Origin of the sequence: Pseudoalteromonas sp. APC 3691, assembly GCF_030408135.1 — a bacterium.
Classification (GTDB): Bacteria; Pseudomonadota; Gammaproteobacteria; order Enterobacterales; family Alteromonadaceae; genus Pseudoalteromonas.
Genome location: NZ_JASDCB010000039.1, coordinates 19041 through 35037 on the forward strand (window position 1 = coordinate 19041; position 15997 = coordinate 35037).

Genomic DNA, 15997 nt, shown 5'->3' on the forward strand with positions numbered 1-15997 from the left:
CTTGCGTAGTACTAAATGCAAGCGATATATTCCGCTTTTGGAAATGGGTTGAAGGGAGAGGTAAGATAGATGGATTTTTTTATGAATAAATTTAAACCACTTGGTTTTATTTTCTTAATAATAATTCTATTTTGTTTTTGCATAAATATAGGGTTAACGAATCAGATTAACCGTATAAATCTATTTCACACCAGTATTGATATACGAAGCTTCGAAATAACGAATACCTCTCTTGATATGGCTCCTTGGTATAATCCGATATTAAATGGCCACTATATAATCCAACAGCACACAGCTGATTTCTTGCTTATTAAAACCACTGACACTCAGTTTGTAGCCGCTGATTCAAGTAAGTTAATTATAATGACACTTACATCACCTATTAATTTTTTACTTTTATGTATCTTAATATTTGGTTCTGGCCTGTACTTACGCAGAGAGCGTAGAAAACGTCATTATAAGAATCAAATAGCTGAGCTTAACGGTCAAGCTAATAGATTACTAACAGCATTTAATTTGCAAGTAAAACCAGCAGAGAACCCCTTAGGTGTAAGCAGCTTAAGCCAATCAATAAATAGTTTAAATACACATGTTGATAATTATGTAAAGCAAACACAAACAAGTATATGCCAAGACAAACTGACGTTATTAATTGACCGCCATGCTTATATTGAACATATCGACAGGCAAATTAATCACGCAAACCAAGAAGAGCTGAAGTGCGCACTCCTGTTTATAGATCTTGATGGTTTTAAACAAGTAAATGACTCGTTTGGCCACAGCTTTGGTGATGAAATATTAGTTCAGGTTGCGAGTCGACTCGCAAACGTTTTGCGTCACCATAAGTTAAGTAATATAAATAGTGCTAACCAATTAGAGCAAAACTTATCAAGACTAGGAGGAGATGAATTCTCCATTTTTATAGAACTACTTGATGATAGCGACAGGGTTATTGAAATTGCAAAGCACGTGCTAAGTGAACTTGAAAAAGACTTTGTGCTAGGCAATAAAATAGTAAAAATTAGTGCCAGCATTGGTATTGCGGCTTATCCAGAAAGTGCATCAACGCCTCAAGCGCTTCTACAATTAGCCGATGTAGCTATGTACAGAGCTAAAAGCGATGGTAAGGGAATATTTAAAGTTTACTCGCCAGAAATGGGTAACAAAATGCGCCGTTACCATTATTTACTCGAAGAGCTACGCATAGCAGTCGCTTGTAAAGATTTGTACTTATCTTTTCAGCCAATTGTGCATGTTGAAGATTGTATGATTGATTACTTCGAAGCGCTTACACGCTGGGACCACCCAGTTGAGGGTATGATCCCCCCTTCAGAGTTTATACCAATAGCAGAGGAGTCTAATTTAATATTAGAGCTTGGCGATTGGATTATGCTTGAATCGTGTCGGCAAATGGCTGCTTGGCACAATGCAGGTATGCGCAAAGTAAAAATATCTGTTAACGTTTCGGGCATTCAACTAAAGCATCGTGATATTTATGATTGGGTAATGAAAAAACTTAAAAAAACCGGCTTACCCGCTACGTCCTTAATGCTGGAAATTACCGAATCAACTTTCATTAAAGCCAGTCCAAGAATTATTAAAGAGCTAAGTAGGCTAAGAGAAGAGGGTATCACTATTGCTATTGATGACTTTGGTACAGGTTTTAGTTCTTTAAGTACATTAGCGGATTTACCAATAGATGTTATTAAAATTGATCGCTCGTTTATAGCACAAGCCAATAAAAGCCAAAAATATAACGATATATTAAATACAATTAGTGATCTTGGGAAAAAGCTAGGTCTTAAAATTGTTGCAGAAGGCGTTGAAGAAATAGGGCAGTTTGAACTCGTTAAAAAAATGGGTGTGAGCTCTGTTCAGGGTTACCTAGTAAGCCGCCCTGAGTCATCGGTTAATGTCGGTAATAAAGTACTACGCAATAACACCAGTAACCTTTCAGCATCGGGTACAAGTGCGTGGGATATTGTTAGTTAGTTACAAATAAAAATGCCACTCTAAATAGAGTGGCATTTTTTGTTTAATCAGAAATTATTGTATTAAAGATCAAATGTGCGAGAAATAGCAAGTACAATACGCTCATCAGACGCATCATTATCTAAGCTTGTGTTTTCAGCGGCCACTTCAATACCAAAACCTTCGTAGCTTGTTTGGTATGCTAAGCGGTAGTGGTGGTATGATTTATCACCCTTGATCTCATCCCACTCAAACTTATCACCATCAAGTGAGTTTGAAATATCAAAGCTTGCACGTAGTGCATGGTTTGGAGCCAGCTCATATGTGTGAGCAATCATCGAAATAACATGACCGGTGTCATAACCAAAGTAGTCCCAGCTGTACCAAAAGTTAAGCTCAGTTTGGCCGTACTCACTTGCATAACCAAATTTAGTGTAAGCTTCAGCGTAGTTACCATCGCTGTTATTACCTTGATAAGTGTAATAAGCAATGCCGTAGTCAACGCTAAATTGCTCATCAAGTTGTACATATTTACCTACATAAGCATCAAGCTCAAAGTCAGTGTCGTCACCAAAATCTACATTTGAAGCCCATGCACCTGCATATACACCGCTTTCAAAGGCATAGTCTAAGCTACCTTGAACTGCAGGGTTGCTATCTGTTTGGCTTACACCATTAAAAGTGTAGTCAGACGCTGCAGTGATTGTTGTTGACCAATCAGCTGCTGCAGTGGTTGATAAAAGTGCTAATGGTAGTGCTACTGCAAGTTGTTTTAGTTTTTTATTCATTATTAATCCCTAGTGTACTGTGTCTATTTTTGTGTAATCAATTGCGTTTGCTTTTGGTGAGCTGTCTATATTCGTAACTGTTTTAAATTTACTGTAACCAATAAAAGCAGCACAGATAAAGAACAAGCCAATAACTAATGCGCCTACCCACTGAATTTGTAAAAATTCTAATTTAAACAATAGTGTAAGTAGTGATAGAGCAACAATGTTTCCGACTATGTATTTCATTTTACCAAAACGCTTTACAGTAAAGTTTAGGTTATCTGTATATAAACGCACTAACGAATCGAGTGAGTTAATTACAAATACAATACCTACAAATACCATTGCAAAGTTTTTAATGCCTTGTGTTGGAATGCCCGCTTCATGGTAGTGATAAAGTACGCTAAACCAAATCGCAATCGGAATTGATGGAAATATTAACATTGCACCTAATACTTGGTATGTTTTAAGTCCACCAACAAAGCGTGATGTAAATTGACCAATCATTATGCTCCACGCAAACCACCAGAATAAGTAGAACTCATGGTAATCATTAAGCGGTAAAACAAATTCATTAATGTTTGCAAAGTAAGTACCAATAGAGCCTAAGTTATCTGTAAATGCTGACATTTGACTATCACCAATCACAAATGCGCCAGCCCACATAAAGGCGATTAAAGCTAAAAATAACCACGTAGTAGAAATACTTAAAATACGTACATATTTAATATCAGTACTTGAGTACACAGCAAAACAGATAGCCGCAAACACAATTAAGTAAAATTCAGAAACTATACTTGTTCCATCACCTAGTCCGGGTAAATACCACGGTAGGTTTGTAAGCAGCAAATAAGCGGTAAATGCACATGTACCAATAATTACAACGTTATTGATAAATTTAACCCAAGGAATTTCGAAAAATTTCACTTTAGGTTCTATTACACAGAAATAAAAGCACGTAAGAAAGTAAAATCCCCAGATCAAAAATCCCCAGTAGCCAAACTCAATAGCCAGTGGATTTGCAAACGCGTATTCTGGGCTTGCTTTTATGTCTGCATAACCTGCAAACTCAGTTAAAGGAAACATGATAAGGCCAACATCTAGGCCAGAAGTAAATAGTATTGCTATAAACGTAAAGGTTCGAACTGGTGTTACACCTACTACGCGAACATTACCCCATTTAATTAAAATAGTGATAATGGCAAGTAAGGTAAAAATGATCCCTGCATTAAGCCAAATAGTCATTGTTACCCTCCAGTAATGAATAAAAATAATTCATAAGCACTCCGTATTTTATTGTTTTATTCTCGCATTAACACAACGTAACCTATTTACATCGTGTGCCACTGCAAGGCACGCATTGGCTTAGCCCGACGAGACTAAACCTAAGCATGTGGCTAAAGTTAGATCTCCGTACTACGTTGTGTTTCTTGCCAGTTTGTTGTTATGGCAACATTCACATCCGATTTCTGTAATGGGTCTTTACCTAAAATTATGTCAGCTGCTTTTTCGGCAACCATAATAGTAGGTGCATTTAAGTTTCCATTAGGAACTGTTGGGAATATAGATGAGTCAACAACACGTAGTCCTTCAATACCATGTACTTGCGTATTTGAATTAACAACGGCCATATCATCTTCCCCCATTTTGCATGAGCAAGAAGGGTGGTAGGCACTTTCTACGGCTTGGCGTACAAAGGCATCTATTTCTTCATCTGTTTGAATATGTTTACCTGGTTGAATTTCTTCATCGCGGTATTCATCAAAGGCACTTTGTTCGATTATGTCGCGTGTTAAGCGAACGCACGCTCTAAAGCCTTCAATATCGTCTTGGTGTTCAAGGTAATTAAATAAAATGGTTGGTGGTTGCTCTGGGTTCGCAGAAGCAATAGTGACACTACCGCGACTTTTTGGTTTGTTATGACCAACATGTACCTGAAAACCATGACCTGCAAATGCACTTCTACCATCGTAACGCATAGCCGCTGGTAAAAAGTGATATTGAATATCTGGCCATTCAACACCTGGTTTTGAGCGAATAAACGCACACGATTCAAAATGATTCGTTGCACCTAAACCCGAACGCGTTAATAACCAGCGCGCACCAATCAACCCTTTTGAAACAATGCCTAGTTTGCCGTTAAGCGTGATAGGTTGCTTACACTTGTATTGAAAGTAAAACTCAAGATGATCTTGTAAGTTTTGACCTACACCTGGTAGATGATGCTGTACTTCAACGCCTGCTTTTTCAAGCGCTTGAGTATCACCAATACCAGAGAGTTGTAAAATATGTGGAGAGCCGATAGGGCCTGCACTTAATATAACGTCTTTTGCAGCATGTGCAGTTTTAACGTCGCCATTTACTTTGTATTCAATGCCAGTGGCTTTTTTGCCATCTAAAATCACGCGTTGTGCTAATGCACCTGTAATAATTGTTAAATTACTACGCGATTTAACAGGGTCTAAATACTCACGAGAAGCAGAGCTGCGCACGCCGTCTTTTACGGTCATGTGCATTGGGCCAAAACCCTCTTGCTGCGACGCATTATAATCATCTGTAGAAGCGTAACCGGCTTGTACACCTGCTTTGATAAAGGTGCGGTAAAGCGGGTTTTTCATTTCGTTGCCGTTATTAACGCCAAGCGGGCCTTTGCCACCACGGTAAGTATTTTCACCAAGGTAAAAGCTTTCTGCTTTTTGAAAATACGGTAAACACGATTGGTAATCCCAGCCGTTTGCACCGTGTTGCTGCCATTCGTCAAAATCTTTTGCGTGGCCACGTACATATACCATGCCATTAATAGATGACGAGCCGCCTAATACTTTGCCTCGAGGACAATGCATCTCACGGTTATCTAAATGAGGCTCAGGCTGCGTATGAAACTGCCATGCGTATTTGTCACTATTCATAGGAATAGATAACGCGGTTGGCATTTTTATAAAAATACTTTTATCGCTACCGCCAGTTTCAAGTAGTAATACGCGGTTACTTGAATCTTCAGATAAACGGTTTGCTAAAACACAACCCGCCGAACCCGCGCCAACAATAATATAGTCGTAATGATTACTCATAGTAAGGCGCCTTAAAATGGGCTTTCTATGTCGGCCATACCAACATAAATAGACTTAGTTTGCGTGTATTGATCAAGAGTTTGTATACCATTTTCACGGCCAATACCCGATTGCTTATAACCGCCAACTGGCATTTCAGCAGGTGAGTTACCGTATGCATTAATCCAACAAATACCGGCTTGTAACTTATGAATCACGCGGTGCGCACGTTTAATATCGCTAGTAAATACGCCTGCAGCTAAGCCTAGGTGAGTCCCGTTAGCGCGTGCAATAACATCGTCTTCGTCGTCAAAAACAAGCACGCTCATTACAGGGCCAAATATTTCTTCTTTAACGATAGTCATATCGTCATTACAATCAATAAACACAGTCGGCGCTACAAAATAGCCATTAGGTGCAGATTCTGGTGAAAGCGTTGTACCACCGGTTAATAGCGTTGCACCTTCTTCGATGCCTTTATTAACGTAGCTCATTACTAGTTCTTGGTGCTTTTTAGAAATAAGTGCGCCAAAGTTAGTATTTAAATCTTGTGGGTCGCCAGCAATAATGTTTTTCTCAGTGCGCGCTTTAAGCTCATCAATAAACTGCTGATATACATTTTTATGAACGTAAATACGTGTACAGTTAGTACAAATTTCGCCTTGCGTATAAAAGTTACCTAACATAGCAGCGCTAACTGCTTGCTCAATGTTGGCATCATCAAATACTAATAATGGAGATTTACCACCAAGTTCCATCGTGACATCTTTTAAAGTACCGGCAGCACTTGCCACTACTTTTTTACCTGTGCCTACTTCACCCGTAAACGATACTTTATCAATATCGCTATGCTGCGTTAGCCACTGGCCTACATCGCCCGCGCCTTGAACAACATTAAATACACCTGCAGGTACGCCAGCTTCAACAAATACTTCTGCAAGTTTAAGTGCGCCAAGTGGTGTTTCTTCAGATGGTTTGAATATAAATGCATTACCAGCTGCAAGGGCAGGGCCCGACTTCCAACATGCAATTTGTAGTGGGTAGTTCCATGCACCAATACCCGCACAAATACCTAATGGCTCTTTACGTGTGTAGTAAAAGTCATCACCAACCATTTGTTGTTGGCCTACTTGTGCTGGCGCAAGGCCTGCAAAGTATTCAATTACATCAGCGCCGGTTTCAATATCAACACAATTTGCTTCTTGCATTGGTTTACCGGTGTCGAGTACTTCTACAAGTGCAAGCTCATCGTTGCGCTCGCGTAAAATAGCCACTGCTTTTAATAAAATGCGACTACGTTCAATGGGTGTCATTGCTGACCACTGAGCAAAACCTTGCTTTGCACTGGCAATGGCTGCGTTTTGAATAAATTCGTCGGCAATTTCTACTGCGTAAATAACCTCGCCCGTTGCTGGGTTTGTTACATCAAATGTTTTGCCGTTCTGGTTTGCAAGAAAATGGCCGTTAATAAAATTTTGATAGACAGGTGTAGTCACGCTAGGCTCCATATTGCTTGATAAGTGAAAGTACGTAGCTTTTTGCTAACTTTTCACTGTGTTTAAACTGATTATTGTCTGATTTACTCAGTACTGCTCTTAACCATAGGCCATCGATCATTGCGGCGCTAAGTTCTGCAGCTTGCTTTGCTTGCTCAATAGGCATTAATTGCTTAAAAGAAAATGCTAAATTACTTTGCAAGCGTTTACTGTTTACGTTTTGTAGTCTGTGTAATTCTTCATCATGCATCGATTGCGCCCAAAAACTTAACCACGTTCGGGTTGTATCATTACGCTGTTGTACAAGCGCAAAGTTGGCTTCGATAATAATCATTAAACGTTCAATGGCATTCGTTTGGTTATTTACTTTACTTATCAAGCCTTGTTTTAAGCTTGTTAGTAAGTATCTAACAGTGGCTTCAATTAACCCCTGCTTACCACCAAAATAATGACTAATAATGCCTGACGATAAACCGGCATTTTTACTAATGCTGTTTATAGTTGTGCCTTGTAGTCCATTAGTTGCAACTGACTCTATAGTCGCGTCAATTAGCTGCTGACGTCTGACAGGTTCCATTCCGACTTTAGGCATAATTTTTATTAATTGAACGTTCAATAAACATAAGCTTAAGGTAATAGCTCTAACAATTCAAGGCTGAAGTAAATATCTAGATGCCAAAATGTAGATTAATCATTAATAAAAGCGCAACTAATGCGATAAAGAAGATAAGGTTTTACTTTGTTTTATTTTATTTTATTTTATTTAAAACAAAGGCTTGTGAATTTTATTTTGAAATTAAATAATTGTAATGATTTGTTTACAGCAATAAATGAATAAAATGATCAATAATCATTAGTGCAGTAATAGTTAGAGTACTAATAGTATTAATTTAATACAAAAGCGCACTAAACCTGCAATTGCTTAGTGCTCTAATAAATTTATATAGAGAGTAAACTTTGTGGTTTTATCGTTTTAAAGCGCTTGGTTTTGGAAGGTCTGCATTATTAATAACGCCTTTAAAAAGTAGGGGGTAACGTCTTAGTCTATTGCCAATATAGTCATCAGCTAAAATTTGCTGGCAAATAAAGTCTATATCTTTGCTTGCTTCAAAAACCCAATCAAAGCGCTCTATAGCCAGTAAAAAACCACGCTTTAAATGAGTTTGAGCACGGTACTGTTCTAAATTGTCTTGAATAATTGAGATTTTGCTTGGATCAGATCTAAGCTCTTCTACTACTTGGTTTATAAAAGTAGTATTGAGCTTACTGGTAGGGCGGTGTCTGCGTTTTCGTGGGTGCATTAGCTCTCGTTTGCAATGTTATATAATTTTTTCAAAAAGTCGTCTTTATGCTTTTCATGTTCGTAGTCAAGGTGGTAAGTATTATGAAAACCAAAGCGCAGTTCAACGCCGCTACCTTGTAGGTATACTGTGTAGCCATCTACGTCTGAATAAGCAGTAACACCTTGATAATGCTTGCCTTCATCAGTCATTTCACCTTTTTGAATTATACGTTCATACACGGCTAAAATCTGTTTATTGTCGAGTTCGTTTTTCATGTCTTATACCTTTTATTTGATAACTCATACGATACAGATATGAGGGTCGATCATCTTAAAAACAATAGCTAAAAAAGTGTGATATTGCTTTGTAATTTAGCTTTTTTAAATTATGCTCAAAACTCATTTATTGTTGAGCTTACACCATGATAGACAAGGCGTTACTACTAAAAACTCGTGAGTTATCGGATCAATTAATTGCATTGCAAACGCCTATTAGGATACTTGATGCTATTAATTGGGATAAACAAACTAAAGAAGAGTTTTTTAGACAGAAATGTCAAAAAAACCCACTTATCGATCGTGCATACTATCAACAGCGCGACCTTGGTTTTGTACCTAGCGAGTTACGCCAAGCGTTTTCTACTTTGCACCGTAACATTATTAACCAACTGGGGCAGTTAAATCCGATTGCTCAATATATGGGAAAAATGTGCACTGAGTATAAAACGGTATTAAGTATGCTTGAATATCGAGGTACGCCAGAATTTCATGACTTATCGGTGGAGTTATTTGGTCACCCTAAAGACTTATTCCATGCCGGTGAGCCCTCACTCTCTGAGCTAGCTAATATGCTAGATAAACCGCTGCAAAATTTACTAATAGCCGACATACTGCCTGACGACCCTAAAAATATTGATGCTGTTGATGCTGTACATATTTTGTCTGAGCAAGTAAACGCTAGTATGGCAGGTATAAACGTAGAGGTAATGCTTAGCGATGGTATTGTCAGTGATGCAGCCGCCGGTGCTAATAATATTAAGCTTAATCAAGATGTTAAATTTTCTCAGCGTGAACTTGATATATTGGAAGTTCATGAAGGGTGGATACACGTAGGTACCACTCAAAATGGTTTAGCACAGCCGTATTTAACATGTTTAAGTAAAGGCACGCCTAGCTCCACTATTACCCAAGAAGGCTTAGCGGTATTAACCGAAATTATTACATTAAAATCGACTCCGAGACGTTTATCTAAATTAGTGAATCGTATTCAAGCGGTTACAAAGGTAATAGATGGCGCTGAGTTTGTAGACATTTACCGTGACTATGTCGCGCAAGGTTTATCAAAAGATGACAGTTACACACTCGCGCAGCGTGTATTTAGAGGCAGTACGCCAACAGGTCTGCCTTTTACAAAAGACATTGCCTACATTAAAGGCTTTGTACTGGTATATAACTTAATTCGCGTAGCAATACAGCTAGGTCGAATCGATAGGCTTCCTTTATTACTCGTAGGTAAAATATCGATAGATGATTTTAGGTTAATATCGCAGCTTCATGATTTAGGTGTAATAGAGAGCCCACAATTTGTGCCACCACACTTTAAAGACTTACGTGGTTTGGCAACGTGGTTGAGCTTTGGCCGCTTTATTGGCGACTTATCGTTTGAAAAGTTAGAAAACGATTATAAACCGTTATTTTTATAATTAATCAACATAACTACCGACATAAAAAAAGCCCATAACGGGCTTTTAAAATAAAGTACTTTAGGTTTTATTATCGAGCGTTGGTGCTTTCAAATATTTTGTCAGCTGAGGCTGCAACAAAACCTGTATAAAGCTCGCCGTCTGCTTTAGGGTAACGAATAGCAAACTCATAAAAACAGCTAGGAATGCTCATATCACCGTCACTAAAGGTAACAGAGTATTCATCAGCAAGTGTTGACGATTGCTCTAGTAACACCTCTGGTGAGCCTTTGACCTCGCCGCCTGACGTGTTAAGCGAAAAGCCAGCGTCTTTCAGGGCTTGGTTAACATCATGAATGTTATCAAACTTAGCAAGCGTATTAATGTTTACGGTAAAGTGATTGGCACGGTAACCCCACGCCGACATCCACGCCGCATATTCGCTTTCAGCTAGCAGTTGTTTGTAAGTATCGGTGCTTACTTGCCAATGCGTGCCTGAATACAAAAAGTTATCAGCAGTTACTGCGCTTTCGTCAATTTGGCTTACCATGTCAGTTACGATGGCTTGTAACTCTGGCGAGCATTTTTCGACTAACAGCTCAGAGATAAACACTTTTGGCTGATTAGGGTCGCTATGCTCGTAGTGCTTTGCGTAAAGTTTTTTAGCTTCAAAGTGGTACTCACCACACTCTTTGTAACCAATCGCAAGAAAGTGAGCTGCGAGTTTTTCAAGACCCACTTTTTCAATATTAAATGTACGCAGCGCAATATGATCGTTAATGATGTCATCTTTTTGCGTTGACCCTAAAAGGTCATGAATTTTGTCTGCCGATGGAGTTACGTTTAAGTAATTTTTCCAAAGGTTATTAAATAATGTATTTACATCAGTATGCATGTTAAGTCCTTAAATTTAAAATTTGGTTTTATTACTTATTCAATTATTAAGCCCGGCGCTAGGGTTTGCGGTAAGCTCACTTTGTCTGACTCAACAGATGCTACAGGGTATGCGCAATAATCGGCGGCATAATAGGCACTGGCTCTGTGATTACCACTGGCGCCAATACCGCCAAATGGAGCTGCACTTGAGGCACCCGTAATAGGGCGGTTCCAGTTAACAATACCGGCACGGATGCGCTTTAAAAAGTGAGTGTAGTCATCTTCGTTATCAGCCAATAAACCTGCAGATAAACCAAAGCTTGTGTTATTGGCTTCAATGATTGCGCTGTCAAAGTCATCAAAGCGATACACTTTAATTAGCGGTCCAAAATGTTCTTCATCTGGCATGTCGGTAATGTTTGTTACATCAATAATGCCTGGACTTACAAAGCCTGTGCCTGATTTTAATTGCTTAAGTTCAACAAGGATTTGCGCGCCTTTTGAGACTAATTCACTTTGCGCGGCAACCATACCCAGTGCTGCTTTTTCGCTTATCATCGCACCCATAAAAGGCTGCTCTGTAGCAAAGCTGTCGTCTACAACTATATTTTTAGTTGCGCTTATTAGCTTTTCTAAAATAGCATCGCCGTTGGCTGATTTTTCAATAAATAAGCGGCGTGCACACGTACAGCGCTGACCTGAGGTAATAAAGCCTGATTGAATAATATCGTGCACAGCAGCGCTTACATCACTCACATCTTTTACAATCAGTGTATTATTACCGCCCATTTCAAGCGCTAAAATCTTACCGGGGTGTCCAGCAAACTGTTTATGTAGTAAGTGACCTGTGTTTGAGCTACCGGTAAAAAACAAGCCATCTATATCTTTATGAGAGGCAAGTGCTTTACCTGTTTCAATTTCACCTTGCACAAGGTTAATAACACCCGCTGGTAAGCCCGCTTTTAGCCAAAGTGAGAGGGTAAATTCTGCCACGTGCGGAGTAAGCTCTGATGGCTTAAATACCACTGTGTTGCCAGCTAGAATTGCAGGAACAATATGTCCGTTTGGTAAATGCCCAGGAAAGTTATACGGGCCAAAAATAGCCACAACGCCATGCGGTTTGTGTCTAATAAACGCTTTAGCACCGGGCATTGGGTTTTCGGTTGTACCGGTACGCTCATGGTAGGCTTTTACAGATATAGCTACTTTACCTGTCATTGCGCCTACTTCGGTGCGGGTTTCCCATAATGGCTTTCCTGTTTCGCGTGCAATTATGGTCGCAAATTCTTCGCTGTGTTCTTTTAATTGTGCTGCGAAGCTTTCAAGAATGACTATACGCTCTTCAAGTGGTTTGTCTGCCCATTGTAATTGCGCAGCTCTGGCTGCTTTTATAGCCGAATCTACTTGCTGGGCGTTTGCGCCATTACCTTGCCATACCACATCGCCATTACTTGGATTGATTGACTCAAATACTGGGCCAAGGCCTGTATGCCACTGGTTATTAATTAGGTGTGTATTCATAAATTATTTACAGGCGGAAAAATCGCGCTGCGTCTCCTTGGCTTAAATTAAGCGCCTTAGCCACATCTTGGCTAATGACGAGAGTATGTTTTGCATGATTGTAATGTGCGTCTTTGGTAAATGTTGCTCTAAAGCCACTTACGCCTTGATTACATACAGCCAGCGTATCTGAGCTATTTTGTGATATGTGATCAAGCTCACCAATAGTAATAGGGCAAACTTGAGAGTCACGAATGCTGCGAATATTACCAAGCTTTGCTTCAACCGTTGGGCCTGCGTCAAATAAGTCAACGTAGCCTCTGTGCTCAAAACCTTCTTTTTCTAATAATTTTAGCGCAGGTTTTGTTTTTTCATGCACATGCCCAATAACAGCTTGGGCTTTTTTGCTAAGCAAGTTCACATAAATAGGGTACTTAGGCATTAACTCGCTAATAAATACTTTATCGCCTAAGCCCACTAAGTGATCCGCTTCTGGAAATTCGATACTAAAAAAGTGCTCTTGCAGCCATTGCCAAAAAGGAGAGTGGCCGTCTTCGTCGCTAACACCGCGCATTTCTGCGATAACAGTATCGGCAAAACGCTCGCTATGCTGAGCCATAAACAAAAAGCGTGAACGCGATAAAAATCGACCCGTTAGGCCTTTACGACTATTTTCGCGCAAAAATAATGTGCATATTTCAGAGCAGCCTGTGTAGTCGTTACACATGCTTAAAATATCAACGGTGTTATATACATTTAAAGTAGGTGAGTGGTGTACTGTTTTACCTAAATGATAATGATATAAAGGCACCGATAAACCTACCGCAGCTTCTATAGCGGTTGTACCAATAACGTCACCTGTTTCACTGTCTTCTAAAACAAATAAATAGCTTTCATCAAGTGGCTGGTTAATGTTTTTGGCAAAGCTTTTTTCAGCACGTTCAATTTTTTCTTTAAGCTGTGCATCGTCCACAGGCAAAGAGGTAAACCCATGGCCTGACTCAATTGCTATTTGTTTAAGCGCTTCAAAATCATTGGCAGTAATAGGACGTAATACTTGCATTTATTGCTTGCTCCAATAGCACGCCAGTAGGCGTGCTAATTTAAACTATATTAACCGTTTACTACATCGCTAACCGCTTTTTCAAAGCGCGCTAAGCCTTCTTTAATATCTTCAAACGGAATAACTAAAGACGGTGTAAAGCGAATTACATTCATGCCAGCTACAAGGTTCATTAAACCATTATTAGCACTGGCTACTAAAAAGTCGCGTGCGCGGCCTTCAAATTTGTCATTTAGTACTGCGCCAATTAATAAGCCTTTACCACGTACTTCGCTAAATACGTTGTATTTTTCATTAATTGCGTTTAATCCGTCACGGAATAATTGCTCGCGCTCTTTAACACCGTTTAGTACGTCTGGTGTATTTACTGTATCAAATGCCGCTTCGGCTACAGCACAAGCAAGTGCGTTTCCGCCATAAGTAGAACCGTGAGTACCAATTTTTAAATGCTCAGCAATAGGTGTACGAGTGATCATAGCGCCAATTGGAAAACCACCACCCAATGCTTTTGCCGTTGTTAAAATGTCAGGAACAACTCCTAAACCTTCATAAGCGTATAAATCGCCTGTGCGACCAACACCCGTTTGTACTTCATCAAAAATAAGTAACGCGTTATGTTTAGTACAAAGTTCACGTACTTTTTTAGCAAAGTCATCTGTTGGTGAAATAATACCGCCTTCACCTTGTAATGGTTCCATCATAACAGCACATGTTTTATCGCTGATCAGCGCTTCAAATGCCGCTATATCGTTAAAATCACAATGTACTATGTCAGCAGGTTTTGGACCAAAGCCATCTGAATAAGCAGCTTGCCCGCCCACAGTGACTGTGAAAAATGTTCGACCATGGAAACCTTTATTAAATGCAATAATTTGCGTTTTTTCAGCGCCATATACGTCCAGTGCATAGCGACGCGCTAGCTTAAGGGCTGCTTCGTTTGCTTCTGCGCCTGAGTTTGCAAAGTAAACTTTATCAGCGAATGTTGCTTCAACCATTTTTTGAGCTAAACGAAGTGCTGGCTCATTAGTCATAACATTCGATAAATGCCAAATTTTTTCGCCTTGCTCTTTTAATGCTTTAACTAATGCAGGATGACAGTGACCCAAACAGTTAACGGCAATACCACCAGCAAAATCGATAAACTCGTTATCATTTTGATCCCAAACGCGTGAACCTTCACCACGAACTGGAATGATTGCTGATGGATTATAGTTTGGTACCATTACGTCGTTAAATAAGTCTCTTGTTACTTGCATTTTTACACCTAAATTTAATGGGCTTAGATAAAAGATTAGTTGCTAACTCAAAGAAGAATATAGCCTTTATTCTTCAGCAAACACGTTATTATTTCTTGTAAAGGTCATTATCGAAGGTTAGCTATTAAAATTGCAGTGCTATTTTGTGAAAAATGATTAAAATAAAAGACAAAATAACGAAGAAAATAACCATTATGATAACTCCACAAGATGAAAAGCTACTTTCTGTACTAAAAACAAACGCTAGAGCGAGTATTTCTGATCTTGCTCGCATGCTTGACTTATCTCGTTCAACGGTACAAAGCCGTATGCTCAAACTAGAAGAAACGGGTGTAATTAAAGGCTATAGCGTTGATTATGGTGACGACTACCTCAGTAAAATGGTATCAGCTCATGTGTCTATAAAAGTAAGGCAAAAATTAACAACTAAAACAAATATCGAGCTTAAGCAAATTGATGCAATTTCGCAGCTTTACGCGATAAGTGGTGAGTTTGATTTAATTGCTGTAGTACAGGCTCAAAATTTAGAGCAGCTTAGCCATTTACTAGACGATATAGGAAATCTGGATGGAGTAGAGCGCACAACATCTTCTGTAATTTTAGAAACTAAATTTAAGCGTTAATCGCCATTTAAGCCCTGAGTTGTTTAATACTGTTTATATATTGGAAATGACTATAAACATTACTAAATAACGTGTAGTAAATAGTTTATAAATTCTTGATTTATTTATCTTGCGTGCTAAAATTAAAATTAGTTGGTAATTGCGTTTTTAGTAATTATATGACAAGGATTTATTTACTACTTACATGGATGTCATAGGTAGGTACTTAAGAAAAATATTAAGTACAGCCTTAAAAATTTGGCTCTACCCCATACTGAAATACTCCTGTTTTTCGATCGCGTTTGGGGTGTGCCCTAGCTGTATTTTTCCTCAGAAAGTCAAATGCTGCATTAACTGCATTTAACAATCCTTTCCTATGCTTCCTAATAATCGCTGTTAATATGCCAATCCACCAAACACCCGTTGTTTTTGCTACTGTCATTGTAGAC

Annotated in this window: 14 protein-coding genes and 1 pseudogene; 3 read left to right on the forward strand and 12 right to left on the reverse strand. The window is 39.0% G+C overall.

The features are described from left to right. Window positions 1-81 precede the first annotated feature (81 nt). A complete protein-coding gene (locus QL998_RS13010; protein ID WP_290192849.1) occupies window positions 82-1992 on the forward strand; it encodes an EAL domain-containing protein in 1911 nt (636 codons plus the stop codon). Between the two features lie 62 nt (window positions 1993-2054). Here QL998_RS13010 and QL998_RS13015 read toward each other — a convergent pair whose 3' ends face one another. From QL998_RS13015 to QL998_RS13045, 7 genes are all read right to left on the reverse strand, one after another. After that, window positions 2055-2759: a TorF family putative porin gene (locus QL998_RS13015; RefSeq protein WP_290192850.1), complete on the reverse strand. Its 705-nt coding sequence runs from the start codon at window positions 2757-2759 to the stop codon at window positions 2055-2057. A 9-nt stretch (window positions 2760-2768) separates the two neighbouring features. Then, window positions 2769-3986: a BCCT family transporter gene (locus tag QL998_RS13020; protein WP_290192851.1), complete on the reverse strand. Its 1218-nt coding sequence runs from the start codon at window positions 3984-3986 to the stop codon at window positions 2769-2771. 158 nt (window positions 3987-4144) lie between these two features. Beyond that, window positions 4145-5812: a choline dehydrogenase gene (gene betA / locus QL998_RS13025; RefSeq protein ID WP_290192852.1), complete on the reverse strand. Its 1668-nt coding sequence runs from the start codon at window positions 5810-5812 to the stop codon at window positions 4145-4147. Window positions 5813-5823: 11 nt separating this feature from the next. After that, entirely contained in the window at window positions 5824-7287 is a 1464-nt protein-coding gene (gene betB / locus QL998_RS13030; RefSeq protein ID WP_154902874.1) for a betaine-aldehyde dehydrogenase, read from the reverse strand. A 1-nt stretch (window position 7288) separates the two neighbouring features. Continuing rightward, window positions 7289-7864 (reverse strand): transcriptional regulator BetI, encoded by a 576-nt coding sequence (gene betI, locus QL998_RS13035; RefSeq protein WP_010553010.1) that lies wholly within the window; start codon window positions 7862-7864, stop codon window positions 7289-7291. Between the two features lie 388 nt (window positions 7865-8252). After that, the gene (locus tag QL998_RS13040) at window positions 8253-8588 is read right to left on the reverse strand and encodes a hypothetical protein (protein ID WP_290192853.1); all 336 of its coding nucleotides are present in this window, start codon (window positions 8586-8588) and stop codon (window positions 8253-8255) included. After that, the gene (locus tag QL998_RS13045; protein WP_008169639.1) at window positions 8588-8845 is read right to left on the reverse strand and encodes a DUF3081 domain-containing protein; all 258 of its coding nucleotides are present in this window, start codon (window positions 8843-8845) and stop codon (window positions 8588-8590) included. The genes QL998_RS13040 and QL998_RS13045 overlap by 1 nt, the downstream gene beginning before the upstream one ends. A gap of 146 nt (window positions 8846-8991) precedes the next feature. Between QL998_RS13045 and QL998_RS13050 the strand changes: the two genes are divergently transcribed. Beyond that, on the forward strand, window positions 8992-10272 hold the full coding sequence (locus QL998_RS13050; protein WP_290192854.1) for a flavohemoglobin expression-modulating QEGLA motif protein: 1281 nt from the start codon (window positions 8992-8994) through the stop codon (window positions 10270-10272). A 70-nt stretch (window positions 10273-10342) separates the two neighbouring features. Here the strand turns inward: QL998_RS13050 and QL998_RS13055 are convergent, their stop codons facing one another. From QL998_RS13055 to QL998_RS13070, 4 genes are read right to left on the reverse strand one after another with little or no spacing between them, the layout of a single operon-like run. Then, window positions 10343-11146 (reverse strand): DUF1338 domain-containing protein, encoded by an 804-nt coding sequence (locus QL998_RS13055; protein ID WP_024598144.1) that lies wholly within the window; start codon window positions 11144-11146, stop codon window positions 10343-10345. A gap of 35 nt (window positions 11147-11181) precedes the next feature. Beyond that, entirely contained in the window at window positions 11182-12648 is a 1467-nt protein-coding gene (gene astD / locus QL998_RS13060; protein ID WP_290192855.1) for a succinylglutamate-semialdehyde dehydrogenase, read from the reverse strand. A gap of 7 nt (window positions 12649-12655) precedes the next feature. After that, entirely contained in the window at window positions 12656-13690 is a 1035-nt protein-coding gene (astA, locus tag QL998_RS13065; RefSeq protein ID WP_024598142.1) for an arginine N-succinyltransferase, read from the reverse strand. Between the two features lie 50 nt (window positions 13691-13740). Next, a complete protein-coding gene (locus QL998_RS13070) occupies window positions 13741-14946 on the reverse strand; it encodes an aspartate aminotransferase family protein (RefSeq protein WP_121954574.1) in 1206 nt (401 codons plus the stop codon). 194 nt (window positions 14947-15140) lie between these two features. On the opposite strand from QL998_RS13070, the gene QL998_RS13075 reads away from it, so the two are divergent. Then, on the forward strand, window positions 15141-15569 hold the full coding sequence (locus QL998_RS13075; RefSeq protein WP_002958609.1) for an Lrp/AsnC family transcriptional regulator: 429 nt from the start codon (window positions 15141-15143) through the stop codon (window positions 15567-15569). 229 nt (window positions 15570-15798) lie between these two features. Here QL998_RS13075 and QL998_RS13080 read toward each other — a convergent pair. Next, window positions 15799-15997: pseudogene (locus tag QL998_RS13080) on the reverse strand (IS4/IS5 family transposase); the annotation flags it as partial.